Origin of the sequence: Amycolatopsis pretoriensis, assembly GCF_900107925.1 — a bacterium.
GTDB classification, from domain to species: Bacteria; Actinomycetota; Actinomycetes; order Mycobacteriales; family Pseudonocardiaceae; genus Amycolatopsis; species Amycolatopsis pretoriensis.
The window spans coordinates 718,915-743,601 of sequence record NZ_FNUJ01000007.1; the positions used below are offsets into that span (position 1 = coordinate 718,915).

Genomic DNA, 24,687 nt, shown 5'->3' on the forward strand with positions numbered 1-24,687 from the left:
CCGGGGTTCCGTGGTTGCCCGGCGCATGACGAACCTGGGGGCGCTGGGCGCCACACTGAGCACGACCGGCCCGGAGACCGTCTCGGCCGCCGCCGAGCTGGAGGAGCTGGGCTACGCCGCGCTGTGGCTGCCGGGCGGGCAGGGCAGCAACCTGCCGCTGATCACCGACGTGGTCCACGGGACCGCGAAGATCCCGGTGGCCAGCGGCATCCTGCCGGTCGACCGGGTGCCCGCCGCCGCGGTCGCCGCGGCGTACGCGGACCTGCCGGCCGGGCGGTTCGTCGTCGGCCTCGGCGGCGCCCACGGCCCGCGTCCGCTGGCCACCCTGAACGACTACCTCGATGAGCTGGACGACACGGTCCCCCCGTCGGAACGCATCTTGTCCGCGCTGGGCCCGAAGATGCTGGAGCTGGCCCGCGACCGCGCGGCCGGCGCGTACCCGTTCCTGGTGACGACGGACTATGTCGCTTCGGCCCGCGAGATCCTCGGCGCCGGACGGCAGCTCGTCGTGTTGCTGAACGTCGTCCCGGAGCCCGACGCGGCGACGGCTCGCGAACGCGCCCGCGGCGGTTCGCTGCGGTTCCTGGCCGGGATGCCCGGTTACGCGAACAACTTCCGCCGCATGGGTTTCACCGACGCCGACATCGCGGCCCTGTCGGACCGCCTGGTCGACGGGCTGACTGTGCGCGGCGACCTCGACGCGGTCGTCGCCCGCCTGCGCGAGTACCGGGCGGCGGGGGCGGACCAGGTCGTCGTCCCGGCCGCGGACCTGCCCCGCGAGTGGTGGCCGGCGCTGGCGGAGGCCGTGCGGTGACCTCGGCCCGGGCTCGCGGCCTCACGCACGGCGTCCCGGCGGAGGTGTCCCTGCAGGACGCCCTCGCCGCGGTCGCCGACCCCGTGCGCCGCAGCATCCTGCGCTCGCTCGCCGAAGTGCCGGAGTGGACGAAGGCGTGCGGCACGTTCGACCTGCCGGTGGCGAAGGCGACGCTCAGCCACCACTTCGGGGTCCTGCGCGCGGCCGGGTTGATCGAGCAGCGCGACGAAGGCCCGCGGCGGCTGAACCGCTTGCGGCGCCCCGAATTCGACGCCGCCTTCCCGGGGTTGCTCGACCTGGTGCTCAGTCACCCCGGCCGGTGAACGCCAGCCCGGTGCCGAGGCCGATCATCACGAGACCGCCGGTGCCGCCGACCATTTCCAGGCGTTTCGGCGAGCGGGCGAACCAGGCGCGCGCGGTGCCGGCGACCAGCGCCCACGCGCTGTCGGTGGCGAGCGCGATCGCGGGCAGGCACAGGCCGAGCAGCAGCATCTGGACCGGCACGGACCCGGCAGCCGGGTCGACGAACTGGGGGAGCAGCGCGGCGAGGAACACGATCGACTTCGGGTTGGCGAAGCCGACGACGAACCCGTCGCGCAGCACGGTCAGGACGCGACCGGGTGTGCTGGGGACCTTCGCGGCCATGGCGTCGGTCAGCTTCCGGCGGTGCCGGAAGGCCTGGATGCCCAGGTAGACGAGGTAGAGCGCGCCGGCGATCTTGATGGCGGTGAAGACCGCGGCCGACGTCGTCACGAGCGCGCCGAGGCCGAAGGCGACCGCGACGACCTGCGTGTAGACACCGGCGGAGTTGCCCACGACGGTGAGCAGGGCGTCGCGCCGGCCGACCGTGAGCGCGCGGCTGATGGTGAACAGCACGCTCGGCCCGGGGACGACGACCATGAGGAACGTCAGTGCGGCGAAGGCCGCCAAGTGCGCACCGGAAACCATTTCGTGAGCGTAAGGGTGTCCTGGCCAGGCGACCAGCGGTTTTTGTCGGTGCCGGGTGGTATCCATTTTCCGTGCCTCCGAAGATCACCACCTCGCAGCGCCGGGCCCGCCTCGCGGTCCGCCACCACCTGGCCGCGCCCGCGGCCACGGTCGCCGACGCCGTGGCCGGGGTCGTGGCCCTGCACGCCACGGACCCGGCGACCGTGCACCTGTCGGCGTCCGCGCGGCTCGCGACACCCGGGGTTTCCCTTGTCGAGCAAGCGTTGTACGACGACCGGACGTTGCTGCGGATGCTCGGCATGCGCCGCACGGTGTTCGTGACGACCCTGGACACGGCGGCGCTCGTGCAGGCCGGGTGCTCGGCGGACATCGCCGTCAAGCAGCGGAAGCTCCTCGAACAGCACCTGGGGCAGCAGGGGCACCCGGAGAACGTGCCGGAACCGGGGAAGTGGCTGGTGGACGTCGAGGCGTCGGTCGAGGCGGCGTTGCGCGCCCGCGGTTCGGCGACGGCGCAGCAGCTGAGCGAGGACGAGCCGCGGTTGCGCCAGCAACTGCGGATGGCGCCGGGGAAGCCGTACGAAGCGATCGGCAACGTGACGAGCCGGGTGCTGTTCCTCCTGGCGGCCGACGGCCGGATCGCCCGCGGCCGGCCCCGGGGCAGCTGGATCAGCAGCCAGTACGTGTGGCACCCCCTGGATGCCTGGGCGCCGGGGTTGCCGTCGTGGGACGCGGAGGAGGCGCGGGCGGAGCTGGCCCGCCGCTGGCTGCACGCGTACGGCCCGGCGCCGGTCGCGGACCTGCGCTGGTGGACGGGCTGGACGGCCGGCCAGACGAAGAAGGCCTTGGCGGCGGTGTCCCCGGTGGAGGTGGACCTGGAGGGCGTGCCGGGGATCGTGCCGGCGGACGACGTGGAGCCGGTGCCTTCACCACCGCCTTGGGTGGCGTTCCTGCCGGCGTTGGACCCGACACCGATGGGCTGGCAGGAGCGCGACTGGTTCCTGGGCCCGCACCGCCCGGCGCTGTTCGACCGCAGCGGCAACGTCGGCCCGACGATCTGGGCGTCGGGGCGGGTGGTCGGCGGGTGGGCCCAGCGTTCGTCGGGCGAGATCGCGTACCGGCTGCTGGAGGACGTGGGGACGGAGGTCGCGGCGAGGGTCGAGGAGGAGGCGGACCGGTGCGCGAGCTGGTACGGGGAGGTCCGGGCCGTGCCGCGGTTCCGCACCCCGCTCGAACGCGAGCTGACGGCGTAGGCGATGGCGCTGGATCGGTCGAGTCATCGACCTCACGCTCGCTCCGGAGCCGCCGCGGACCTTCTTCGAATCGGCCTTTTCCGGTCTCTCGCCGGTGTCGCCGCTGGATCGGTCCAGCCCTCTGGTCCGCACACTTCCGCGTGCTCGGTCCCACCTGTTGTAACCTGCCGGAACCGGTCCCGCGCCCCGGACCGCGCACCTCCGGTGGTCCACCGTGGTACGCCCGCCGGAAGCGCTGCGGGACCACGCGGCTTCTTAATCGATTCTTGACCCGTTCGCCAAGTGGTGGAAGTCTCGTCAGGGCAGTCAGGGACGCGCATGCCCGCACGCTAGGGTTGCCGCGAGCCCGCAAGTCACGGCCGGGACTCCCGGCCGATCCTCAGAGGAGTGGCAGCAGTGACCGTTCGCGTAGGTGTCAACGGCTTCGGCCGCATCGGCCGCAACTTCTTCCGCGCCGTGCAGGCCAGCGGCCACGACATCGAGGTCGTCGCGTTCAACGACCTCGGCGACGTCGCGACCATGGCCCACCTGCTGAAGTACGACTCCATCCTGGGCCGGTTCCCGGGTGAGGTCAGCGTCAGCGACGAGGGCATCGTCGTCGACGGCAAGACCATCAAGGCCCTCGCCGAGCGCGACCCGGCCAACCTGCCCTGGGGCGACCTGGGCGTGGACGTCGTGGTCGAGTCGACCGGCTTCTTCACCAACGCCGACGCCGCCAAGGCGCACATCGCCGGCGGTGCCAAGAAGGTCATCATCTCCGCGCCCGCCAAGGGCGAGGACCTGACCGTCGTCCTCGGCGTCAACGACGAGAAGTACGACGGCTCGCAGGTGATCATCTCCAACGCCTCGTGCACCACCAACTGCCTCGGCCCGCTGGCCAAGGTCCTCAACGACGCCTTCGGCATCGAGCAGGGCCTGATGACCACGATCCACGCCTACACGCAGGATCAGAACCTGCAGGACGGCCCGCACAAGGACCTGCGCCGCGCCCGCGCCGCCGCCCTGAACGTCGTCCCGGCCTCGACCGGTGCCGCCAAGGCGATCGGCCTCGTGCTGCCGGAGCTGCTGGGCAAGCTGGACGGCTACGCCCTGCGCGTCCCGGTGCCGACAGGCTCGGCGACCGACCTCACGGTCACGCTGAAGAAGGCCGCCACGGTCGACGAGATCAACGCCGCCTACAAGGCCGCCGCCGAGGGCCCCCTCGCCGGCATCCTGCGCTACTCGGTCGACCCGATCGTGTCCTCGGACATCGTCACCGACCCGGCGTCCTGCATCTACGACTCGCCGCTGACCAAGGTCATCGGCAACCAGGTCAAGGTCGTCGGCTGGTACGACAACGAGTGGGGCTACTCCAACCGCCTCGCGGACCTGATCAAGCTCGTCGGCTCGAAGCTCTGAGCCGGATGTCCGTCAAGAACCTCGACGACCTGCTGGGCGAGGGCGTCCAGGGCCGGTACGTACTCGTGCGTTCCGACCTGAACGTCCCGCTCGACGGGGATCGCATCACCGACGACGGCCGGGTCCGCGCGGCTCTGCCGACGATCAAGAAGCTCGCCGACGCGGGCGCGAAGGTCGTCGTCACCGCGCACCTCGGCCGCCCGAAGGGTGAGCCGGACCCGAAGTACACCCTCGCGCCCGTCGCCAAGCGGCTTTCCGAGCTGCTCGGCGCCGAGGTCGCGCTGGCCGGTGACCTGGTCGGCGAGTCCGCGAAGGCGCTGACCGGCGGCCTGGCCGACGGCGGCGTCGTCCTGCTGGAGAACGTGCGCTTCGACGCACGCGAGACCAGCAAGGACGCCGTGGACCGCTCCGAGCTGGCCGCCGAGCTGGGCGCGCTCGTCCCCGGCGGCGCGTTCGTCTCCGACGGCTTCGGCGTCGTCCACCGCAAGCAGGCCTCGGTCTACGAGGTCGCGTCGGTGCTGCCGGCGTACGCGGGCGGCCTGGTGCTGGCGGAGCTGGACGTGCTGCAGAAGCTGACCGACGACGTCAAGCGGCCGTACGTGGTCGTCCTCGGCGGCGCGAAGGTGTCCGACAAGCTCGGCGTCATCGCGAACCTGCTGACGAAGGTCGACCGGCTGCTCATCGGCGGCGGCATGGCGTACACGTTCCTCAAGGCCCAGGGCCACGAGGTCGGCCAGTCGCTGCTGCAGGCCGACCAGCTCGACCAGGTCAAGGGCTTCCTCGCCGAGGCCGAGAAGCGCGGCGTCGAACTGGTCCTGCCGGTCGACGTGCTGGCCGCGACGGAGTTCTCGGCCGACGCCGAGCACGAGGTCGTCGACGCCACGGCGATCCCGGCCGACCGCCAGGGGCTCGACATCGGCCCGAAGAGCCGGGAGCTGTTCGCCGGCAAGCTGGCCGACGCCAAGACCGTGTTCTGGAACGGCCCGATGGGCGTGTTCGAGTTCGAGGCCTTCTCCGGCGGCACCCGGGCCGTCGCCGAAGCCCTCGTGAAGAGCGACGCGTTCACCGTGGTCGGCGGCGGCGACTCGGCCGCCGCGGTGCGGCAGCTGGGCCTGCCCGAGGACGGCTTCTCGCACATCTCCACCGGTGGCGGCGCCTCCCTGGAGTACCTCGAGGGCAAGGAACTGCCGGGGGTCACGGCGCTGGAGGAGAAGAACTAGTGGCACGCAAGCCGTTCATCGCCGGCAACTGGAAGATGAACCAGAACCACCTCGAGGCGATCGCGCTCGTCCAGAAGATCGCTTTCGCGCTGCCGGAGAAGTACTACGCGAAGGTCGACGTGGCGGTGCTGCCGCCGTTCACCGACATCCGCAGCGTGCAGACCCTGGTCGACGGCGACAAGCTCTCGCTGACCTATGGCGCGCAGGACGTCGCGCCGCAGGACTCCGGCGCCTACACCGGCGACGTGTCGGGCGTGATGCTGGCGAAGCTGGGCTGCAAGTTCGTCACCGTCGGCCACTCGGAGCGGCGCGAGTACCACGCCGAGTCCGACGAGCTGGTCAACAAGAAGGTCAAGGCCGCGCTCAAGCACGGCATCACGCCGATCCTCTGCATCGGGGAGAAGCTCGAGGTCCGCGAGGCCGGCGAGCACATCCACCACACCACGACGCAGCTGATCGAGGGCCTGAAGGGCCTCAAGGCCGAGCAGGTCAAGGACGTGGTGGTCGCGTACGAGCCGGTCTGGGCGATCGGCACCGGCAAGGTCGCGTCGTCCGCGGACGCCGAAGAGGTCTGCAAGGCCATCCGGGCGACCCTGCTGGAGAAGTACGGCGACGAGGTCGCTTCGTCCGTCCGGGTGCTCTACGGGGGGTCGGTGAAGTCGGGCAACATCAGCGAGCTGGTGGGCTGCGAGAACATCGACGGTGCCCTGGTCGGCGGAGCGAGCCTCGACGGCGAGGAGTTCACGAAACTCTGCGCACTCGCCGCGGGCGGGCCGCTGCCCTGATCGAGGCCACGACCGGGTAACCTGTGTATCCGGTCCGTCACACAGCAGTGGACGAGTCCAGGGGTACGGTGGTGGTCGGAAACGACCATGCCGTACCCCTGCATTCTCCTAGAGCCCAGAGGATGACATGAAGCTGTTCCTGCAAATCCTGTTGATCGTCTCCAGCGTCTTCCTCGTGGTGGCGGTTCTGCTGCACCGCGGGCGTGGCGGTGGCCTGTCGTCGCTGTTCGGCGGCGGGATGCAGTCCAGCCTGGCCGGGTCGAGCGTGGCCGAGAAGAACCTCGACCGGATCACCCTGCTGCTGGGCGCCGTGTGGCTGATCAGCATCGTGGGCCTGGGTCTGCTGCTCAAGGTGTGAGGCGTCCGGCGCCCCGCCGTCGATCGCGACCGGGTCACGACGGCAGGGCGCAGCGATTCGGCGTGCCTATTGGGGGGCGCGCCGCCGATTCCTAGGTGTGAGGATTCATGGTTGGCGGTAACGCGATTCGAGGCACCCGGGTGGGTGCCGGTCCTACGGGCGAATCGGAACGAGGTGAATCGGCGCCGCGGCGCCGCGTCGGCTACTGGTGCGCCAACGGCCACGAAGCCCGGCCGTCGTTCGCGCTCGACGCGGAGATCCCCGACGAGTGGGACTGCCCCCGCTGCGGTCTCCCCGGCGGGCAGGACGAGAAGAACCCGCCGGCCGCCCCGCGGACCGAGCCGTACAAGACCCACCTGGCGTACGTGAAGGAGAGGCGCAGCGACGCCGACGGCGAGGCCATCCTGGCCGAAGCCCTCGAGCGCCTGCGCCAGCGCCGGGAGATCATCTAGGTTCGGCGGCCGAAGCCACCCCGGGACACCTCGGGGTGGCTTTTCGCGCGTTCAGGGCCTGAGCAGCCCCCGTTTTCCACGCTACCGGCGAGCACCGACAGTTCCGGGCAGCCAGGGCGGTGAAGGCCTCCTTCAGGGCTTTGGCGGCCGCGCGGCTTTGCCGAGGTCGGCCCCGAGGGCCCACGCGGCGTTCGCCGCTCGGCGGCAAACCGGGCGGGCTCCGAGGCCCCCCGACAGACCAGGCCCCGATTTCCGCGCGCCGGCCAGGCACCGGCTGGCAGTTCCGGGCCGCCCAAGCCGCGAAGGCTCTTCGCCGGCATTCCGCACGTCCTGGCACCCGCCCCGCTTTGCCCAGAACGGGCCGGCTCCGGGGCCCCGCCCCCGATTTCCACGCTACCGGCAAGCACCGACAGTTCCGCACGAGAAAAGCCGCGAACGGCGATTCCCGGCCCAATTACGTCCGGAATCCGCCGTTCGCGGCTGCATCGAATCCGAAATCGTCGTACCCCACCGGTAAACTGGAGACCGGGGGCCGGCGGCCGCCCTCAGCGGTCCAGCGGGTACCGGGCCCGGACGCGGAACCCGCCGTCCGCCATCCCGGACGTCTCGAAACTCCCGCCCAGCAACCGCGCCCGCTCGGCCAGCCCCGTCAGTCCGTGCCCGCCCGATGGCAGCGACTCCGCCGTCCGGCGGGCCCGCTCGTTGCGGACCTCGATCTTGAGCGCCCCGTGCTCACCCTGGATGCGGATCGTCGCCGTCGCGCCCGGGGCGTGCTTGTGGACGTTCGTCAGGCACTCCTGGACCGTCCGGTACGCCGCCGCCGACACCTGGTTCGGCAGCGCCTCCGGCAGGTGCTCCACCGACAGGTGCACCGGCACCTCCGACGTCCGGATCAGGCGGTCGAGGTCGTTGATCCCGGGCCGCGGGCCGTCGTCGTCGGCGCCCGCGCGCAGCACGCTCAGCAGCGACCGCAGCTCCTCCAGGGTCCGCTTCGACAGCGTCCGGATGACCTGCGCGGTCTCCTGCGCCCGGTCGTCGGTCGACTGGGCCTGCAGCGCGCCGGCCTGCATCGCGATCAGCGTGATCTGGTGCGAGACGACGTCGTGCATCTCGCGCGCCAGCCGGGCGCGCTCTTCGGCGCGGACGGCGTCGGCGTGGAAGCGGCGCTCGCGGTCGCGGCTCGTGGCCAGCTCGGCGAGCTTGTTCGAAACCTCGGCGCGTGCCCCGATGAGCAGGCCGATCGCGATCGGCATGCCGGCGACGAGGACGCCGTAGATGCCGTCGAGGATGTGTTCGCGCCAGCTGAGCTCGGCGAAGTCTTCCAGGGGCCACTGCACGAACCGGCAGCACCACACCAGCGCCGCGCCGACCCACACCTGCCAGTGCAGCTGGCGGCGGGTGGCGAGCATGCCGAGCGTGATCATCGACGCCAGCTGCGCCCACCCGGCGAGGAACCCGGGGACCGCGACGAGCACGGCGAGGAACGGGAACTTCCGGCGGAACACCACCGCGAGACAGGCGGCGCCGGAGAGCCAGATCGAATAGGGCTGGGCCTTCTCGGGGATCACCAGCCACACGTCGAGCACGGCGAGGATGACCGCGGCCGCCTCGATGGCGAACGTGACCACAGCGGGGCGCGGCACCGAGCCGAACAGGCTCAATCCGCGCTTGCGCACCCGCTCGGCGGCCGATGGCCCCGAGCCGGCGATCGAGATGCCTGGAATCGAGAGTCCCTCTGTACTCATCGCTGGCGACCCCATTCGTCTTGTGGACTTGTTGGTGAGAGGTGCTCAGGGCCCGATCGGGACGCGCAGCAACGGACAAATGTGCGGATGCTAACGAGGTCGCGTACGAAGACGGTAAGTTTCACCCGTTGTCGGAGTTCCGGCGTCCGAATTCCGTAGTCGACTGCTCCGTCCGGGGTACGACGGCGGAGGTGTGCTACCGAGAGTGGGAGTACTGCTCCGTACTGTGCACCAAGACGACCACATCGTGGGAATCATGTTACCCACGTGTGGTCGCCCGGCAAGGGGTCATCAGGCCGCCATGGACCGGAGGTCGTCGCTGAGCAGGTCGTGCAGGCCGCCGGCGCACGCCTTCGCCGTCTCGATCGACCGCGGCAGCATCCCGGTCTCGTAGGCCCGGACGGCTTCGTCGACGCTCGGCGCGGTCGCCAGCGCCGTGGCGAGCTCGGTGCCGTCCAGCAACGCCAGGTTCGCGCCGACGCCCAGCGGCGGCATCAGGTGCGCCGCGTCGCCGAGCAGTGTGAGCCCGGGGGTGTGCGTCCACGCGTGCGGCACCGGGAGGACGTGCAGCGGCCGGTGCGTGAACCCGCCGTCGAGGTCGGTCAGGAACCGGAGCACGCTCGGGTGCCAGCCGGCGAAGCGCTCCAGCAGGTGTGCGCGCACCGCAGCGGTGTCGGCGAAGTCGAGGCCCGCGGCCCAGTCCTCGGGGGCGTAGAAGATGGCGTAACAGCGGATGTGGCCGTCGCTGTTGCGCTGCGCGACGAGCGCCTTCCCGTCGACCTTCGTCATCAGCGTGCCCTGGCCGGTCAGCGTCGCGAGGTCCGGGTGACGGCGGTCGGCGTCGTCGAGGCCGAGTTCGACGAACGTGACCCCGCTGTACTCGGGCCGGACGCCGGTGAGGGCCCCGCGGACGCGGGACCACGCGCCGTCCGCGCCGACGACCAGGTCGAAGTCCTGGCCCGCGCCGTCTTCGAAGGTGAGGCGGCCGGGCGCGACCTCGGTGATCGGACGTCCCCAGCGGACGGTGCCGGGCTTCAGCGATTCGAGGAGCATGCCGCGGAGCTGGCCGCGGTCGATTTCGGGGCGGAAGTCGTCGCCTTCGGCCGGTACCTCGTCCATGACGACTTCGCCGGTGAGCGGGTCGATGGCCCGCATCTGCTGGCCTTCGGGGCGGGCCAGGGCGCAGAACGGTTCGTGGAGCTGGGCGGTGTGCAGGGCGACCTGACCCGTGTCGCCGTGGAGGTCGAGCGTGCCGCCCTGGGGGCGGGCGTCGGCCGAGGCTTCCTGTTCGAAGACGGTGACATCGATGTCGTGGAGCTGCAGGACGCGGGCACAGGCGAGGCCGCCGAGGCCGGCGCCGACGATCGCGATGGAGTTCATGGCTTCCCCCTGGAAGTCCGGTGCCACCGGCTGGTCCGGCGGCGCTGTCCCCAGAAAAGCACAGTGACTAAAAAAGTGCAACGACTCAACTTTTGAAGTGAGTTAACCATCACGTAGGCTGAGAGGCATGACCGAAGTGATCGGGCGCCGCGAGCGCAAGAAGGCGCAGACCCGGCAGGCGCTGGCCGACGCGGCGCTGGAGCTGTTCCTGGCGCGCGGCTACGACGAGGTCGGGGTGAAGGAGGTGGCGGACGCGGCGGACGTCTCGGTGACGACGCTGTTCAAGTACTTCCCGAGCAAGGAGGCGCTGCTGTTCGACCAGGACGACGACATCGAGGCGGCCCTGGTCCAGGCGGTCCACGGCCGCCCGCCGGGGTATTCGATCGTGGACGCACTGCGCGAGCACATGCTGAGAGACAGCGCGGACAGCGGCCCGAGCCCGGAGTTCATCGGCTTGATCGAGAGCACCCCGGTGTTGCGCGACTACGCCCGCCGAATGTGGATGCGCCACGAGACGGCACTGACGAGGGCGATCGCGCAGGAGATGGCGGCTCCAGAGGACGACGTGTCGTGCGCGTCGTTGGCGAGGTTCGCACTGGCGTCGCGCGAGCTGATCGTGGCGAACGAGAACCCGCGAAAGGCGGCGGAGGAGATCTTCGGCAACCTGGGCCGCGGCTGGCGGGTGCAATGAAGCCCCCGTTTTCCACGCTACCGGCAGCCCCCGACAGTTTCGGCACTCGCGAACGGAGAAGGCCCCCTCGGCGGTGAGCCGAGGGGGCCTTCGAGAACGAATTCAAGCCGTAGGCGGCTGGTACACCTTCGTCAGTTTCCCCGCCGCAGCCCGATCCAACAGCCACAACGTCCGACGGTGCCCACGAGCCCCGGCCACCGGGAGCTGGACCTCGCCAGCCCCCGACAAAGCCAACGCCACCGCGTCCGCCTTCGCCTCACCCGCGGTCATCAGCCAGATGTCGCGAGCCTGGCGAATCGCTGGCAGCGTCAACGAAATCCGCGTCGGCGGTGGCTTGGGACAGTTCCGCACCGCCACCACCGAACGCTCGGTCTCGTAAACCGCCGGCGACTCCGGGAACACCGACGCCGTGTGCCCCTCACCGCCCAAACCCAGCAGCATGATGTCGAACGACGGTACGTCGCCGTGGTCCTCCGGCCCCGCCTGCGAAGCCAACACCGACGCGTAAGCCGCGGCCGCCGCGTCCACGTCGGAACCGAACTCGCCGTCCGAAGGTGCCATTGCGTGGACCCGGGCGGGGTCCAGCGGCACGTGATCGAGCAGCGCCTCGCGGGCCTGCTTCTCGTTCCGCTCGTCGGAATCCGCCGGGACGAACCGCTCGTCGCCCCAGTAGATGTCCAGGCGGGACCAGTCGATCGCGTCGCGGGCCGAAGACTCGCGCAGCTCCGAGAGCACCGCGATGCCCGTTCCGCCGCCCGTCAGCACCAGCGAGGCCGATCCCTTGGCCGCCTGGACGTCCACCAGCCGCGTGACCAGCCTGGCCGCCGCCGCGGCCGCCAAGAGGTCCTGGTTCGCGTAGACGACCACTTCCGTCTTGCTCATTTACGCGCCTTCGACGAAACCGCCGCCGCCGCGGGCGAAGTGACGTCCGCCTTGGGCGGCGCGCCCGTCTTGCCGTTGGTCCCGGAGGTGATCTTCGAAAGCCCGTGCAGCGACGTCTCGTACACCTCGTCCGGGTCGAGGCGCCGCAGCTCCTCGATCAGGCAGTCCTGGTTGTCCCGCCGCTGCAGCGCGATCCGGCGGGTCGGCTGGCCCGGCTGGGTCAGCGTGCCCACGCGGCCGTCCGGCCGGTGCAGCTCCACCGGGCCCGAACGGCGGTCCAGGGTGACCGAGATGATCCCGGCCGCGCCCGTGCTCTTGACCCGCTTGACCGGCACCTTCAGGTACTCGGCCAGCCAGCCGGCCAGCAGCTCGGTCGACGGGGAGTCGGCCTCGCCCGTCACCGTCGCGCCCGTGACCTTCTCGTAGGGCGGCAGGTCCAGCGCCGACACCAGCTGCGCCCGCCAGCGGGTCAGCCGGGTCCAAGCCAGGTCGGTGTCGCCCTCGGTGTACGCCTTCGCCCGCGTGGTCAGCGCCTTGACCGGGCTCTTCTCCGCGGCGGAGTCGGTGATCCGGCGCTGGGCCAGCTCGTCCAGCGGGTCCTTCGCCGGGTCCTTCGGACCGGCCCCGGGCCACCAGCAGACGATCGGCGCGTCCGGCAGCAGCAGCGGCACCACCGCGCTCTGGCCCTGCGCGGCCAGCGGGCCGTACAGGCGCAGCACGATGACCTCGCTCGCGCCGGCGTCGCCGCCGACCCGGATCTGGCCGTCGATGCGCGGGGCCGCCGTGCGGGCGCCCTTGGCCACCACGATCACCCGCGACGGGTGCTCGCGGCTCGCGCCGTTGGCCGCCTCGATGGCCTCTTCGAGCTTGGCGTCGTCGTCGGCCACGATCACCAGCGTCAGGACCCGCCCGAGCGCGACTTGCCCGCCCTGTTCGCGGATCTCCACCAGCTTCTTGTTGAGTGCCGAAGTCGTGGTGGACGGCAGGTCGATGATCACGGGCGCCTCCATTTCCGGCCGGTGCGCTCCAGCATTTCGTCGGCGGAGGGCGGACCCCACGTGCCCGGCGGGTACTGCTCGGGCGCGCCTTCCTTCGCCCAGTGCGCCAGGATCGGGTCGAGGATCTTCCAGGACAGCTCGACCTCTTCGTTCACCGGGAACAGCGACGGCTCGCCCAGCAGGACGTCGAGGATCAGGCGTTCGTAGGCCTCGGGGGAGGACTCGGTGAACGCGTGCCCGTACCCGAAGTCCATCGTGACGTCGCGGACCTCCATCGTGGTCCCCGGCACCTTCGAGCCGAACCGCAGCGTGATGCCCTCGTCCGGCTGGACCCGGATGACCAGGGCGTTCTGCCCCAGCTCCTCGGTCGACGTCGAGTCGAACGGCAGGTGCGGCGCCCGCTTGAACACGACGGCGATCTCGGTGACGCGGCGGCCGAGCCGCTTGCCGGTGCGCAGGTAGAACGGCACCCCGGCCCAGCGGCGGCTCTGCACCTCCAGCGTCACGGCCGCGTAGGTCTCGGTCTTCGAGTCCTTCGCGAAGCCCTCTTCCTGCAGCAGGCCGGGCACCTTCGTGCCGCCCTGCCAGCCGCCCGCGTACTGGCCGCGCGCGGTCGTCTTGTCCAGCGGCCCCAGCGGCTTGGTGCCCGAGAGCACCTTGATCTTCTCCGCGCGCAGGGCCCGCGGGTCGAACGACAGCGGCTCCTCCATCGCGGTGAAGGCCAGCAGCTGCAGCAGGTGGTTCTGGATCACGTCGCGCGCCGCGCCGATGCCGTCGTAGTACCCCGCGCGGCCGCCGAGACCGATGTCCTCGGCCATGGTGATCTGCACGTGGTCGACGTAGTTGGCGTTCCAGATCGGCTCGAACAGCTGGTTCGCGAAGCGCAGCGCCAGGATGTTCTGCACCGTCTCCTTGCCGAGGTAGTGGTCGATGCGGAACACCGACTCCTCGGGGAAGACGTCGTTGACGATCGCGTTCAGCTCTTCGGCGCTCTTGAGGTCGTGGCCGAAGGGCTTCTCGATGACGACCCGGCGCCAGGTGCTGGCGTCCGCGTTGGCCAGCCCGGAGCGGGCCAGCTGCTTGGTCACCACCGGGAACGCGCCGGGCGGGATCGACAGGTAGAACGCGGTGTTGCCGCCGGTGCCGCGTTCGTGGTCCAGGTCCTTGACCGTCTGCGCGAGCCGGTCGAACGCGTCGTCGTCGTCGAAGGTGCCCTGGACGAACCGGATGCCTTCGGCGAGCCGGTTCCACACAGACTCCTTGAACGGCGTCCGCGCGTGCTCCTTGACCGAGTCGTGCACGAGCTCGCCGAAGTCCTGGTGCTCCCAGTCGCGCCGGGCGAACCCGACGAGCGAGAAGCCGGCGGGCAGCAGCCCGCGGTTGGCCAGGTCGTAGATGGCGGGCATCAGCTTCTTGCGGGCCAGGTCGCCGGTGACCCCGAAGATCACCAGGCTGGACGGCCCGGCGATGCGCGGGAGCCGCTTGTCCCGCGGATCGCGCAGCGGGTTCTTCCACGTCATGCAGAGACCTCCTGTACCGCGCGGACGACCGCCGCGAGCCCCGCGGCCCGGTCGGTCAGGTGCAGGCGCAGCACCGGGCGGCCGTGCTCGGCGAGGACCTGCCCGTCGCCGAGGGCCTGGGCGTGCTGCAGCTGACCGAGCGTGTACGGCCGGTCCGGGACGTCGAGGTCCTGCTCGACGGCGCCGGTGAGCTGCAGGAAGACACCGTTCTGGTGCCCGCCCTTGTGGTACTGGCCGGTGGAGTGCAGGAACCGCGGGCCCCAGCCGAACGTCGTCTGCTTCCCGGTGCGCTTGGCGATCTCGCCGCGCAGCAGCTCGGTCGACGCGTCGTCGAGGCGGTCGAGGTAGGCCTGCACCGCGATGTAGCCCGCGTCCGGCGCCGAAGCGAAGAACGCGCGGAGCACGTCGGTCAGCTTTCCTTCGGTGGCAACACCTTCGGAGCCGAAGATCTCGACCGGTCCGTCCACATTGGACGCCGTCTCGCCGCCCTTCAGCTTCTCCGGGTCGTCCAGGAGGGCGCGGGCCGCCTTCTTGGCCGCTTCGACGTCGGGCTGGTCGAACGGGTTGATCCCGAGCAGCCGGCCGACGAGCGCCGTCGCGAACTCCCAGAGCAGGAACTGCGCGCCCAGCGAGCCGGTGACCGAGATCTTCGCCGCGCCCTGCGGGCTGCCGACCGCGGTGGGCGTGGCGTCGGACTTCGCGTCGGCGAAGCCGGGCGCCTCCGGGCTCTCGACCGCGACCGGCAGCAGGCCGGTGCCCTGCTTGCCGGTGGACTCCGCGATCAGCTGCTCCGCCCAGTCGGGGAAGCCCTTGATCCCGGAACCGGAGTCGGCCAGCACGACCTTCTCCGCGCCCGTTTCGTGCGCGGCGGCCCACGCGGCGGCCAGCTTGACCGCCGGGTTGCCGGCCGAGTCCGCGGCGAGCTCGTCGGCCACCGAAGCGGCCTGGTCGAGCAGCCGGGCGACGTCCGCGCCGGCGAGACCGGCCGGGACGAGCCCGAACGCGGTCAGCGCCGAGTAGCGGCCGCCGACGTGCGGGTCGGCGAGGAAGGTCTTGCGGTAACCCTCCTTTTCGGACAGTTCCTGGAACGGCGAGCCCGGGTCGGTGACGACCACGATCCGCCGGGCCGCGTCGATCCCCGCGTCGGTGAACGCTTTCGCGAAGATCCGCCGGTGGCTGTCGGTCTCGACGGTGCCGCCCGACTTCGACGACACCACGATCACCGTGCGCTCGAGGTCGCCGGCCAGCGCGTCGGCGACCTGGCCCGGGTCGGTCGTGTCGAGGACGGTCAGCGCGACACCGTCGGTCGCGGTGATCACCTCCGGCGCCAGCGACGAGCCGCCCATGCCGGCCAGCACTACGCGATCGACACCCTCGGAGCGCAGTTCGGTCCGCAGCGCCTCGATCTCGCCGATCAGCGGCCGCGACGACTTGTGCAAGCTCGTCCACGACAGCCGGATCGACGCCTCGGATTCGGCGTCCGGCCCCCAGAGCGTCGCGTCCTGCGCCGCCAGCTTCGAAGCCGCTTGGTCGTTGACCAGCTGCTCGGCCAGCGGTGCAGCACGCTCCGCCAGTGCGGCGTCCACGATCTCGACGCCGGTCTTCTCACCTGTCGTCATGTCGTGCTTCAGCCCTTCGCCTTCTCGAGCTGCCCGTTCACGGTCTCCAGCAGCTCGGTCCACGACTTCTCGAACTTCTCGACGCCCTCGTTCTCCAGCGTGAGGAACACGTCGCGGATGTCGATGCCGACCGCCTCGAGCTTGTCGAAGACCTCCTGCGCCTCGGCGGCGCGGCCGGTGACCTGGTCGCCGGTGATCTCCGCGTGCTCCGCGACCTCGTCGAGGGTCTTCTCCGGCATCGTGTTGACGGTGTCCTTCACCACGAGCTGGTCGACGTAGAGGGTGGGGGAGTAGTCCGGGTTCTTCACGCCGGTCGAGGCCCACAGCGGGCGCTGCGCGTTGGCGCCGTCGGCCGCGAGGGCCTTCCAGCGGTCCGTGGCGAACAGCTCTTCGAAGGCCGCGTAGGCGAGCCGCGCGTTGGCGACGGCCGCCTTGCCACGCAGGGCCAGCGCGTCGTCCGAACCGATGGCCTCAAGGCGCTTGTCGATCTCGGTGTCCACGCGGGAGACGAAGAACGACGCCACCGAGTGGATGCCGCGCAGGTCGTGGCCGTTGGCCTTGGCCTGCTCCAGGCCGGCGAAGAAGGCCTCGATGACCTTCTTGTAGCGCTCGACGGAGAAGATCAGCGTGACGTTGACGCTGATGCCCTCGGCGAGCGTGGCGGTGATCGCCGGCAGGCCCTCTTCGGTGGCCGGGATCTTGATCAGCACGTTCGGCCGGTCGACGGTCTTCCACAGGTCCTTGGCCTCGGCCACCGTCTTGCCGGTGTCCTTGGCCAGGCGCGGGTCGACCTCGATCGAGACGCGGCCGTCGACGCCGTTCGTGGCGGTGTAGACGTCGCGGAACAGGTCCGCGGCGTTGCGCACGTCGGTCGTGGTCAGGTCGCGGATGGTCGCCTCGACGTCGGCGCCCTGGGCGGCGAGCTCCCGCGTGCGGTCGTCGTAGGCGTTGCCCTTCGACATCGCGTTGGCGAAGATCGTCGGGTTGGTCGTCACGCCCACGACGTGCTTGTCGCGGATCAGGTCGGCCAGGTTGCCGGTGTTCAGGCGTTCACGCGAAAGGTCGTCGAGCCAGATTGAAACACCGGCCGCGGACAGCTGCGCGAGCTTGTCGTTGCTCATTTGCTGCGTCATCCCCTTCAGGAATTCTTGGTGTTCTGGATCGAGCGGCGCGCGGCCTCGACGACTGCTTCCGCGGTGAAACCGAACTCACGGAACAGTGTGGCGGCATCGGCGGAGGCGCCGAAGTGCTCGATCGAAACGTTCACCCCGGCGTCACCGGTGAAGCGGTGCCACGACTGGGCGATCCCCGCCTCGACGGACACGCGGGCCTTCACACCGGCCGGGATGACGGATTCGCGGTAGGCCGCGTCCTGCGCGTCGAACCACTCGACGCACGGCATGGACACGACACGCGCCTTGACGCCGTCGGCGTCCAGGGTCTTCTTCGCCTCGACGGCCAGCTGGACCTCGGAGCCGGTGGCCATGAGGACCACGTCCGGGGTGCCGTCCGAATCGGCCAGGACGTACCCGCCCTTGGCGACGCCCTCGGCGCTGGTGCCCTCGAGCACCGGCACGTTCTGGCGGGTCAGCGCCAGGCCGGACGGGTGGTGGATGTCCTCCAGCACGGCCTTCCACGCGTACGCGGTCTCGTTGGCGTCCGCCGGGCGGACGACGTTGAGGCCCGGGATCGCGCGCAGCGCGGAGAGCTGCTCGATCGGCTGGTGCGTCGGCCCGTCCTCGCCGAGGCCGATCGAGTCGTGCGTCCACACGTAGGTGACCGGCGCCTTCATCAGCGCGGCCAGCCGGACCGGCGGGCGCATGTAGTCGGAGAAGATGAGGAACGTCGCGCCGTACGGGCGGGTGCCGCCGTGCAGCGCGATCCCGTTGAGGATCGAGCCCATGGCGTGCTCGCGGACGCCGAAGTGCAGCGTCCGGCCGTACGGGTTCGCCGCCCACATGTCCGTGGCGGCCTTCTCGGGACCGAACGAGTCGGCGCCCTTCATCGTCGTGTTGTTGCTCTCGGCCAGGTCGGCCGAGCCGCCCCACAGCTCCGGCAGCGGCTCGGCGAGGGCGTTGAGCACCTCACCGGAGGCCTTGCGGGTCGCGATGCCCTTGGCGTCCGGCTCCCACTTCGGCAGGTTGTCCGCGAAGCCCTCGGGCAGCGTGCGGGTGGCCATCCGGTCGCCGATCTTCTTGCGCTCCGGGTTGGCCTTGCCCCAGGCCTCGTACTTCTCCTGCCACTCGGCGTGCGCGGCCTTGCCGCGGTCGAGCGCCTGGCGGGTGTGCTTGAGCACCTCGTCCTCGACCTGGAACGACTGGTTCGGGTCGAACCCGAGGATCTCCTTGACCGCGGCGACCTCTTCGCCGCCCAGCGCGGCACCGTGCGCCTTGCCGGTGCCCATCTTCTTCGGGGCCGGGTAACCGATGACGGTCCGCAGCGCGATGAACGACGGCCGCTGCGTCTCGGCCTTGGCGGCCTTGATGGCCTCCTCGATCGCGACGACGTCCTCGCCGCCCTCGACGACCTGGGTGTGCCACCCGTAGGCCTCGTAGCGCTTCACGGTGTCCTCGGACAGCGCGATGTTGGTGTCGTCCTCGATCGAGATCTTGTTGTCGTCGTAGAAGACGATCAGGTTCCCCAGCTCCTGGCGGCCCGCGATGGACGAGGCCTCGGAGGTGACGCCCTCTTCGATGTCGCCGTCGGAGGCGATCACGTAGATGTGGTGGTCGAAGATGCTCTCGCCGGGCGCCGCGTCCGGGTCGAGCAGGCCGCGCTCGCGCCGCGCCGCCATCGCCATGCCCACGCCGTTCGCCAGGCCCTGCCCCAGCGGGCCGGTGGTGGTCTCGACGCCGTCGGTGTGCCGGTACTCCGGGTGACCCGGGGTCTTGGAGCCCCACTTGCGCAGCTGCTTGAGGTCCTCGAGCTCGAGGCCGTAGCCGGCGAGGAACAGCTGGATGTAGAGCGTCAGGCTCGAGTGGCCGGCCGAGAGGACGAAGCGGTCGCGGCCCGGCCAGTGCTGGTCCGCCGGGTCGTGACGCAGGGTGCGCTGGAAGAGCGTGTAGGCCAGCGGCGCCAGGCTCATCGCGGTGCCGGGGTGGCCGCTGCCACAGTTTTCGACCGCGTCCGCGGCCAGGACCCGGACGGTGTCCACGGCGCGGGTGTCGGTCTCGGTCCAGTCGGCGGGCACGTTGCGCCGGAGGAGTGGGTTGTTCTCGCTGGTAGTGGCGGTTTCGGACACTGAACTCCAACTCCCGGTCATGATGGTTGCGGCTGGTCTTCCTCGTTCCGGTTACCCGTGCGCACGGACATCTATCTCAATCGATCCCGAAGGGACGATATTCCTGCTCGCGGCCATGCGCAGGGGCAATCGCGGCCCGTCGCGGTCAGCCTAGTGCTTAGGCCCGTCGAGGACCCGCGATCACCCACGGGATTCACCACGTCTAACATCGTTCGAGGGTTCAGACCGGCGTTCCACCACGGCCTTCCGGCACGGACCCGCCCGAACCTGACGCAGGGAGTGAAATGTCGTTGGTGAACGCTGCGCACGGACGCAGTGAAGACACCAGCGCCGTGCACCCGACCGGTGAGCGACCGCACGGTGACCGGCGAAGCATCCGCCGGGTCGTCGGCGCCTACGCCGCGCTGGCGAAGCCGCGCGTGATCGAGCTCCTCCTGGTGACCACCATCCCGGCGATGTTCCTCGCCGGCCGTCAGATCCCCTCCCCGTGGCTGGTCCTGGCCACGCTGGTCGGCGGGACGATGGCCGCGGGCAGCGCGAACGCGCTCAACTGCGTGATCGACGCGGACATCGACAAGGTGATGAACCGCACGAAGCGCCGTCCGCTGGTGAAGGACTCGGTGCCGCGGCGCGGAGCGCTGATCTTCGGCTTGGTCATGGGCGTCGCGTCGGCGGTCGTGCTCTATTTCACGGTGAACCTGCTCTCGGCGATCCTGGCCGTGGCGACGATCCTCTTCTACATCTTCGTCTACACGCTCGGCCTGAAGCGGCGCACGTCGCAGAACGTGGTCTGGGGCGGCGCGGCGGGCTGCATGCCGGTCGTCATCGGCTGGGCGGCCGTCACCGGCACCGTGCAGTGGCCGGCGTTCGTGATGTTCGGCGTCATCTTCTTCTGGACGCCGCCGCACACGTGGGCGCTCGGCATGAAGTACCGCGACGACTACGAGCGCGCGGGCGTCCCGATGCTGCCGGTGGTCGCCACCGCCCAGCACGTCGCCCGCCAGATCGTCATCTACTCGTGGGTGATGGTGGCGTGGACGCTGCTGCTGCTCCTGGTGACGTCGTGGCTGTACGGCACGTTCGCGATCCTCGCGGGCGGCTGGTTCCTCTTCTACGCGCACAGCCTCCAGGCGGCGGTCCGGCGCGGCGAAGAGACCAAGCCGATGGCGCTGTTCCACCGGTCGAACACGTACCTGATGATCGTGTTCGTGGCCCTGGCGGTCGACTCCGCCATCGGGCTGCCCACGCTCGGCCTGCCGTTCTGAGCCCGGCGGAGTTCTTCGCCGACGTCATCGAGTCCGGCACCGTCCTGGGTGCCGACCACACGTGGTCACCCGAGCGGGTGGCCTCGTTGCTGGGCGACGACTACGGCGACAACCCGTCGAAGCACTCCCTGGGGCGTGACCACGGTCTCGTCGAGTTCTTCTGGCAGCGGGACCAGGGGCCCTGGCAGGGGACCCACTTCTCGGTGCAGGCCCACCGGCTCCGGCTCCGCGATCCGCAGCTGGTCAACCCGGTGATCCGGGACCGCTACGGCGACTTCCCCGCGCCGGTCCCGTTCGAAGAGGTCGGTGAGCTGCTCGCCGGCCGGGCTGTCCCGCTGGACGAGGTGCCGTACGCGCCGGACCCGGACGAGATCCGCGCGTACCGGCAGCCGGCCTCGCGGACCGTGGTCTACGTGGTCGCGGGGACCTACTACGGCAACGCCGGGGACGTGTACAAGGTCGTCAGCCCGGGCACGCCGTGATCCCCCGTCCGGGCAAGGACCGGATCCTGGCGGTGCTGGCGGCCGTCGTGGTCCTGGGCCTCCTGGTCTTCATCGGCCGCGGCAAGGTGTCGCTCGACACGAACGAGCTGCTCGGCACCGCCTGTGCCATCCCTTCGCGGATCACGGCTGTCCCGGGCGCGGCCGACTCGGCTCCCGGCGGCGGTGGGCTCCGCGTCGTCGAGCAGGGCGCCGGGACCGTGGTGGAGAACACCAGCGCCCAGTTCGCCTACCGGATCCCGGTGACCGCCGGGTCGACGCGCGCCGAGGTGCCGCTGCTCGCGCCCGGGCAGCGCACCGCCGTCGCGGGCGCCGGGATCGTGACGTTCGGCCCGGTCGTCTGGCTGGCCCCCGAGTCGCTCGGCGGCTACACGCCGATCACCGCGACGCCGGTCCCGGGCGGCGTCCGCTACACGTCGGCGAACTGCCGCGCGCTCACCAGCCGCGGTGGCGTGGTGCTCCAGCGCGGCGGCGAAACCGGCCGGATCCTGCGCAGCGAGGACCTGCCCGCGGCGGACGTGTCGTGCGCGCCGGGGGAGAAGGTGCTGCCGGCCGTGCTCGAGCCGCACAGCGAGGTCTACCCGTACTGCGCCCTCGGGACGGAATGATCGCGCGGCGGGTGCCGCTAAACTCTGGTGGCTCTTTTCCCTTGAGGCGAAAGCAGGATGCTCTTGTCCGTCTCCTCGGACGACTTCTCCGCCGAGCTCGCCCGCGAGCAGGCGTACGTCACCACCCTCTACGCGAAGCTCGACGCCGAACGCGTCGACGCCCAGCGCCGCCTCGACGAGACGTTGCAGCTGGCCGGCGGCACCCCGCAGGCCCGCACCGAACGCGACGTCGCCACCACCCTCTACACCGACCGGCTCGCCCAGCTCGGCTCCGTCGAGCAGGGCCTCGCCTTCGGGCGGCTCGACTTCGTCCCCGAAAGCGCCGAGGAAACCACCTACATCGGCCGGCTCGGGCTGTTCGACGAGGACGACGACTACCAGCCGCTGCTCGTCGACTGGCGGGCGCCGGTCGCGCGGCCCTTCTACCTCGCCACCGCGGCGTCACCCGAAGGGGTGCGCCGGCGGCGGCACCTGCGGTCGCTGACCCGCAAGGTCACCGGCTTCGACGACGAGATCCTCGACCTCACCGCCGCCGACCAGGGCCAGGACCTCGGGCTGGCCGGCGAGGCCGCGCTGCTCGCCGCGCTCGAACAGCGGCGCACCGGTGAGATGAGCGACATCGTCGCGACCATCCAGGCCGAGCAGGACCGCATCATCCGCGCCCCGCTCGGCGGCGTCATGGTCGTGCAGGGCGGGCCCGGCACCGGCAAGACCGCCGTCGCGCTGCACCGCGCCGCCTACCTGCTCTACACCCACCGCCAGCAGCTCACCACGCGCGGCGTGCTCGTCGTCGGGCCGAACAGCACGTTCCTGCGCTACATCGGCCAGGTGCTGCCGTCGCTCGGCGAGACCGGCGTGCTGCTCGCCACCATCGGGCAGCTCTACCCCGGCCTGGACGCCGACGGCGTCGAATCCCGCGAGACGACCGAGGTCAAGGGCCGGCTGGTCATGGCCGAGGTGCTCGCCAACGCCGTGCGCGACCGCCAGCGCGTGCCCGAACCGGTCATGGAGATCGAGTACGAGCACGACGTGCTGCGGCTGGACCGCAAGACCTGCACCGACGCCCGGACCCGCGCCCGCCGGTCGCGGCGCCCGCACAACCCGGCGCGGCGCCTGTTCGTCTCCGACGTCCTCGACGCGCTGACCCGCCAGGCCGCCCGGAAGCTGGGGGAGGACCTCCTCGACGGGCAGGACCTGGCCGACATCCGCGCCGAGCTGGCCGCGGACGAGAACGTCGCCGCCGCGCTGAACGAACTGTGGCCGGTCCTGACCCCGGAAGGCGTGCTCGACGACCTGTTCGCCGACCGCGAACGCCTCTCCAGCGCCGCTCGCAAGCTGCTGCCGGCTTCGGACCAGGCCCTGCTGGAAAGCGGACGCGACACCCGCTGGACACCGGCCGACGTGCCGCTGCTCGACGAGCTGGCCGAGCTGATCGGCGTCGACGACACCGAAGCCCGCGTCGAGCGCAAACGCCGTGAGCGCGAGGACCGCGCGTACGCCGAGGGCGTGCTCGACATCCTCGAACAGGACGAGGAGATCATCGACGAGGAGCTGCTGCGCGTCTCCGACGTCCTCGACGCCGAGCTGTTCGCCGAACGGCAGGTGGCGCGCAGCGAGCTGACCGCGGCCCAGCGCGCGGCGCAGGACCGGACGTGGACGTTCGGGCACGTGATCGTCGACGAGGCCCAGGAGCTGTCGGCGATGGACTGGCGGCTGCTCATGCGCCGCTCGCCGAACCGCTCGATGACGCTGGTCGGCGACGTCGCCCAGACGGGGGCGGCCGGCGGCGCGCGGTCGTGGGGCGAGGTGCTCTCGCCGTACGTCGAGAACCGGTGGCGTCTCGAGGAGCTGACCGTCAACTACCGCACGCCGGCCGAGATCATGGCGGTCGCGGCCCGGGTGCTCGCCGAGGTTTCCCCGGAGCTGTCGGCGCCGTCTTCGGTGCGGGAGACCGGGGTGCCGCCGTGGTCGGTCCGTCCTGCATCCCTGGTCGCGGAGCTGCCGGGGGTGGTGGACCGTGAGCTGTCCGAAGTGGACGGTGGCACGGTGGCGGTCCTGGTGCCGGGTGGTCGTTTCGACGAAGTGTCGGCGTGCCTTTCCGAGTACGACGAGCGGCTGAGCGTGCTGACCGTCGAGCGGTCGAAGGGCCTGGAGTTCGACTCGGTGGTGCTGGTGGCGCCGGACGAGGTCGTGGCGGGCTCGCCGCGGGGGCTGAACGACCTGTACGTGGCGCTGACGCGCGCTACGCGGCGGCTCGGCGTGGTCGCCACGGGTGACGACGTCCCGGCACTCTCCGTGCTTGGCTAGGGTGCCTCGCATGCAGAAGATCGGGAAGATCGTGGTCGTCGCCGCGGCGGCGCTGTCGCTGGCCGCGTGCGGCCAGAAGGCCCAGACCCAGACGGCCGCCCCCGCGGGACCGTCGGTGCCGCCGTCGTCGAACGCCGCTCAGGCGCCCCAGAGCAAGGGCCGCGAGTGCACCGCGGACGACATCAAGACGACGGGGAAGTTCGGCGAGGTGCCGACGATCACCATTCCCGACGACTGCGACCCGCCGAAGAAGCTGATCACGAAGGACCTGTCCGACGGCACCGGCGAGGGCGCGAAGGCCGGCCAGAAGCTCAAGATGAACTACCTGCTGGTGACGTGGTCGGACAAGCAGAAGCTGGACAGCTCGTTCGACCGCGGCCAGACGTTCGACCTGAACCTCGGCGCGGGCGAGGTCATCCCGGGCTGGGACAAGGGCCTGGAGGGCATCAAGCAGGGCGCCCGCCGGCTGCTGATCATCCCGCCGGACCTCGCCTACGGCGAGGGCGGCCAGGGCATCAAGCCGAACGAGACGCTGGTCTTCGTCACCGACGCCGTTTCGGTCGCCTGACCGACGCGCCCCAATGAGGTTTTCTCAGTAAGGCTCGAGCCGGGTAGGCGTGTTGGCCTGCGATGAGGCATGGGGCCCCTGGTAGGACTGGATTTGCGAAGATCAAGTCCGAGGTTCCAGAGGCCCCACGTGATCAAT

At 70.8% G+C, this 24,687-nt stretch carries 23 protein-coding genes; 14 read left to right on the forward strand and 9 right to left on the reverse strand.

Translation table 11 applies throughout. From position 1 onward, the window contains the following. Positions 1-25: 25 nt before the first annotated feature. Complete coding sequence (locus tag BLV96_RS33290; RefSeq protein WP_086671244.1) at positions 26-814, forward strand: TIGR03620 family F420-dependent LLM class oxidoreductase; 789 nt, start codon at positions 26-28, stop codon at positions 812-814. Beyond that, positions 811-1,137 carry an ArsR/SmtB family transcription factor gene (locus BLV96_RS33295; RefSeq protein WP_086671246.1) on the forward strand — a complete coding sequence of 109 codons (327 nt, stop codon included), beginning with the start codon at positions 811-813 and terminating at the stop codon, positions 1,135-1,137. Before BLV96_RS33290 ends, BLV96_RS33295 begins: the two co-directional genes overlap by 4 nt. On the opposite strand, the gene BLV96_RS33300 is transcribed toward BLV96_RS33295, so the two are convergent. After that, the gene (locus tag BLV96_RS33300; RefSeq protein ID WP_086671248.1) at positions 1,118-1,762 is read right to left on the reverse strand and encodes a LysE family translocator; all 645 of its coding nucleotides are present in this window, start codon (positions 1,760-1,762) and stop codon (positions 1,118-1,120) included. The genes BLV96_RS33295 and BLV96_RS33300 overlap by 20 nt on opposite strands. A gap of 71 nt (positions 1,763-1,833) precedes the next feature. Here BLV96_RS33300 and BLV96_RS33305 point away from each other — a divergent pair, with 71 nt between their 5' ends. The 6 genes from BLV96_RS33305 (at position 1,834) to BLV96_RS33330 (ending at position 7,225) form a co-directional block, all read left to right on the forward strand. Next, positions 1,834-3,012, forward strand: a complete 1,179-nt coding sequence (locus tag BLV96_RS33305; protein ID WP_086671250.1) for a winged helix DNA-binding domain-containing protein — start codon at positions 1,834-1,836, stop codon at positions 3,010-3,012. Positions 3,013-3,408: 396 nt separating this feature from the next. Further along, positions 3,409-4,410, forward strand: coding sequence for a type I glyceraldehyde-3-phosphate dehydrogenase (gene gap, locus BLV96_RS33310; protein ID WP_086671253.1), 1,002 nt, complete (start codon positions 3,409-3,411; stop codon positions 4,408-4,410). A 5-nt stretch (positions 4,411-4,415) separates the two neighbouring features. Further along, positions 4,416-5,630 carry a phosphoglycerate kinase gene (locus BLV96_RS33315; RefSeq protein ID WP_086671255.1) on the forward strand — a complete coding sequence of 405 codons (1,215 nt, stop codon included), beginning with the start codon at positions 4,416-4,418 and terminating at the stop codon, positions 5,628-5,630. Further along, on the forward strand, positions 5,630-6,415 hold the full coding sequence (tpiA, locus tag BLV96_RS33320; protein ID WP_086671257.1) for a triose-phosphate isomerase: 786 nt from the start codon (positions 5,630-5,632) through the stop codon (positions 6,413-6,415). The genes BLV96_RS33315 and tpiA overlap by 1 nt, the downstream gene beginning before the upstream one ends. Positions 6,416-6,542: 127 nt before the next feature. Then, complete coding sequence (secG, locus tag BLV96_RS33325; protein WP_086671259.1) at positions 6,543-6,773, forward strand: preprotein translocase subunit SecG; 231 nt, start codon at positions 6,543-6,545, stop codon at positions 6,771-6,773. A gap of 107 nt (positions 6,774-6,880) precedes the next feature. Then, a complete protein-coding gene (locus BLV96_RS33330; protein WP_086671261.1) occupies positions 6,881-7,225 on the forward strand; it encodes an RNA polymerase-binding protein RbpA in 345 nt (114 codons plus the stop codon). Positions 7,226-7,770: 545 nt separating this feature from the next. Here BLV96_RS33330 and BLV96_RS33335 read toward each other — a convergent pair. Then, positions 7,771-8,970: a sensor histidine kinase gene (locus BLV96_RS33335; RefSeq protein WP_208608382.1), complete on the reverse strand. Its 1,200-nt coding sequence runs from the start codon at positions 8,968-8,970 to the stop codon at positions 7,771-7,773. A gap of 291 nt (positions 8,971-9,261) precedes the next feature. Beyond that, entirely contained in the window at positions 9,262-10,350 is a 1,089-nt protein-coding gene (locus tag BLV96_RS33340) for an FAD-dependent oxidoreductase (protein WP_086673350.1), read from the reverse strand. 127 nt (positions 10,351-10,477) lie between these two features. Here BLV96_RS33340 and BLV96_RS33345 point away from each other — a divergent pair, with 127 nt between their 5' ends. Continuing rightward, positions 10,478-11,041 carry a TetR/AcrR family transcriptional regulator gene (locus tag BLV96_RS33345; RefSeq protein ID WP_086673349.1) on the forward strand — a complete coding sequence of 188 codons (564 nt, stop codon included), beginning with the start codon at positions 10,478-10,480 and terminating at the stop codon, positions 11,039-11,041. A gap of 102 nt (positions 11,042-11,143) precedes the next feature. Here BLV96_RS33345 and pgl read toward each other — a convergent pair whose 3' ends face one another. Genes pgl through tkt form a run of 6 tightly spaced genes read right to left on the reverse strand, consistent with a single transcriptional unit; the run spans position 11,144 to position 19,301 of the window. Next, the gene (gene pgl, locus BLV96_RS33350; RefSeq protein ID WP_086673347.1) at positions 11,144-11,923 is read right to left on the reverse strand and encodes a 6-phosphogluconolactonase; all 780 of its coding nucleotides are present in this window, start codon (positions 11,921-11,923) and stop codon (positions 11,144-11,146) included. Beyond that, positions 11,920-12,921 (reverse strand): glucose-6-phosphate dehydrogenase assembly protein OpcA, encoded by a 1,002-nt coding sequence (opcA, locus tag BLV96_RS33355; protein WP_086673352.1) that lies wholly within the window; start codon positions 12,919-12,921, stop codon positions 11,920-11,922. The genes pgl and opcA overlap by 4 nt, the downstream gene beginning before the upstream one ends. After that, positions 12,918-14,441, reverse strand: coding sequence for a glucose-6-phosphate dehydrogenase (gene zwf, locus BLV96_RS33360; protein WP_086673345.1), 1,524 nt, complete (start codon positions 14,439-14,441; stop codon positions 12,918-12,920). The genes opcA and zwf overlap by 4 nt, the downstream gene beginning before the upstream one ends. Further along, entirely contained in the window at positions 14,438-16,060 is a 1,623-nt protein-coding gene (locus tag BLV96_RS33365) for a glucose-6-phosphate isomerase (protein ID WP_091389839.1), read from the reverse strand. Before BLV96_RS33365 ends, zwf begins: the two co-directional genes overlap by 4 nt. 8 nt (positions 16,061-16,068) lie before the next feature. Continuing rightward, positions 16,069-17,181, reverse strand: a complete 1,113-nt coding sequence (gene tal / locus BLV96_RS33370; protein WP_086683129.1) for a transaldolase — start codon at positions 17,179-17,181, stop codon at positions 16,069-16,071. A gap of 17 nt (positions 17,182-17,198) precedes the next feature. Continuing rightward, the gene (gene tkt / locus BLV96_RS33375; RefSeq protein WP_086683127.1) at positions 17,199-19,301 is read right to left on the reverse strand and encodes a transketolase; all 2,103 of its coding nucleotides are present in this window, start codon (positions 19,299-19,301) and stop codon (positions 17,199-17,201) included. A gap of 284 nt (positions 19,302-19,585) precedes the next feature. On the opposite strand from tkt, the gene BLV96_RS33380 reads away from it, so the two are divergent. The 5 genes from BLV96_RS33380 (at position 19,586) to BLV96_RS33400 (ending at position 24,549) form a co-directional block, all read left to right on the forward strand. Beyond that, positions 19,586-20,566, forward strand: a complete 981-nt coding sequence (locus BLV96_RS33380; protein ID WP_086683125.1) for a heme o synthase — start codon at positions 19,586-19,588, stop codon at positions 20,564-20,566. 77 nt (positions 20,567-20,643) lie between these two features. Beyond that, positions 20,644-21,048, forward strand: coding sequence for a hypothetical protein (locus BLV96_RS33385; protein WP_086683123.1), 405 nt, complete (start codon positions 20,644-20,646; stop codon positions 21,046-21,048). Beyond that, positions 21,045-21,674, forward strand: a complete 630-nt coding sequence (locus BLV96_RS50915; protein ID WP_244180649.1) for a hypothetical protein — start codon at positions 21,045-21,047, stop codon at positions 21,672-21,674. The genes BLV96_RS33385 and BLV96_RS50915 overlap by 4 nt, the downstream gene beginning before the upstream one ends. Before the next feature lie 57 nt (positions 21,675-21,731). Next, positions 21,732-23,981 carry a HelD family protein gene (locus tag BLV96_RS33395; RefSeq protein ID WP_167379808.1) on the forward strand — a complete coding sequence of 750 codons (2,250 nt, stop codon included), beginning with the start codon at positions 21,732-21,734 and terminating at the stop codon, positions 23,979-23,981. Positions 23,982-23,991: 10 nt separating this feature from the next. Next, a complete protein-coding gene (locus BLV96_RS33400) occupies positions 23,992-24,549 on the forward strand; it encodes an FKBP-type peptidyl-prolyl cis-trans isomerase (protein ID WP_086683121.1) in 558 nt (185 codons plus the stop codon). Positions 24,550-24,687 lie beyond the last annotated feature (138 nt).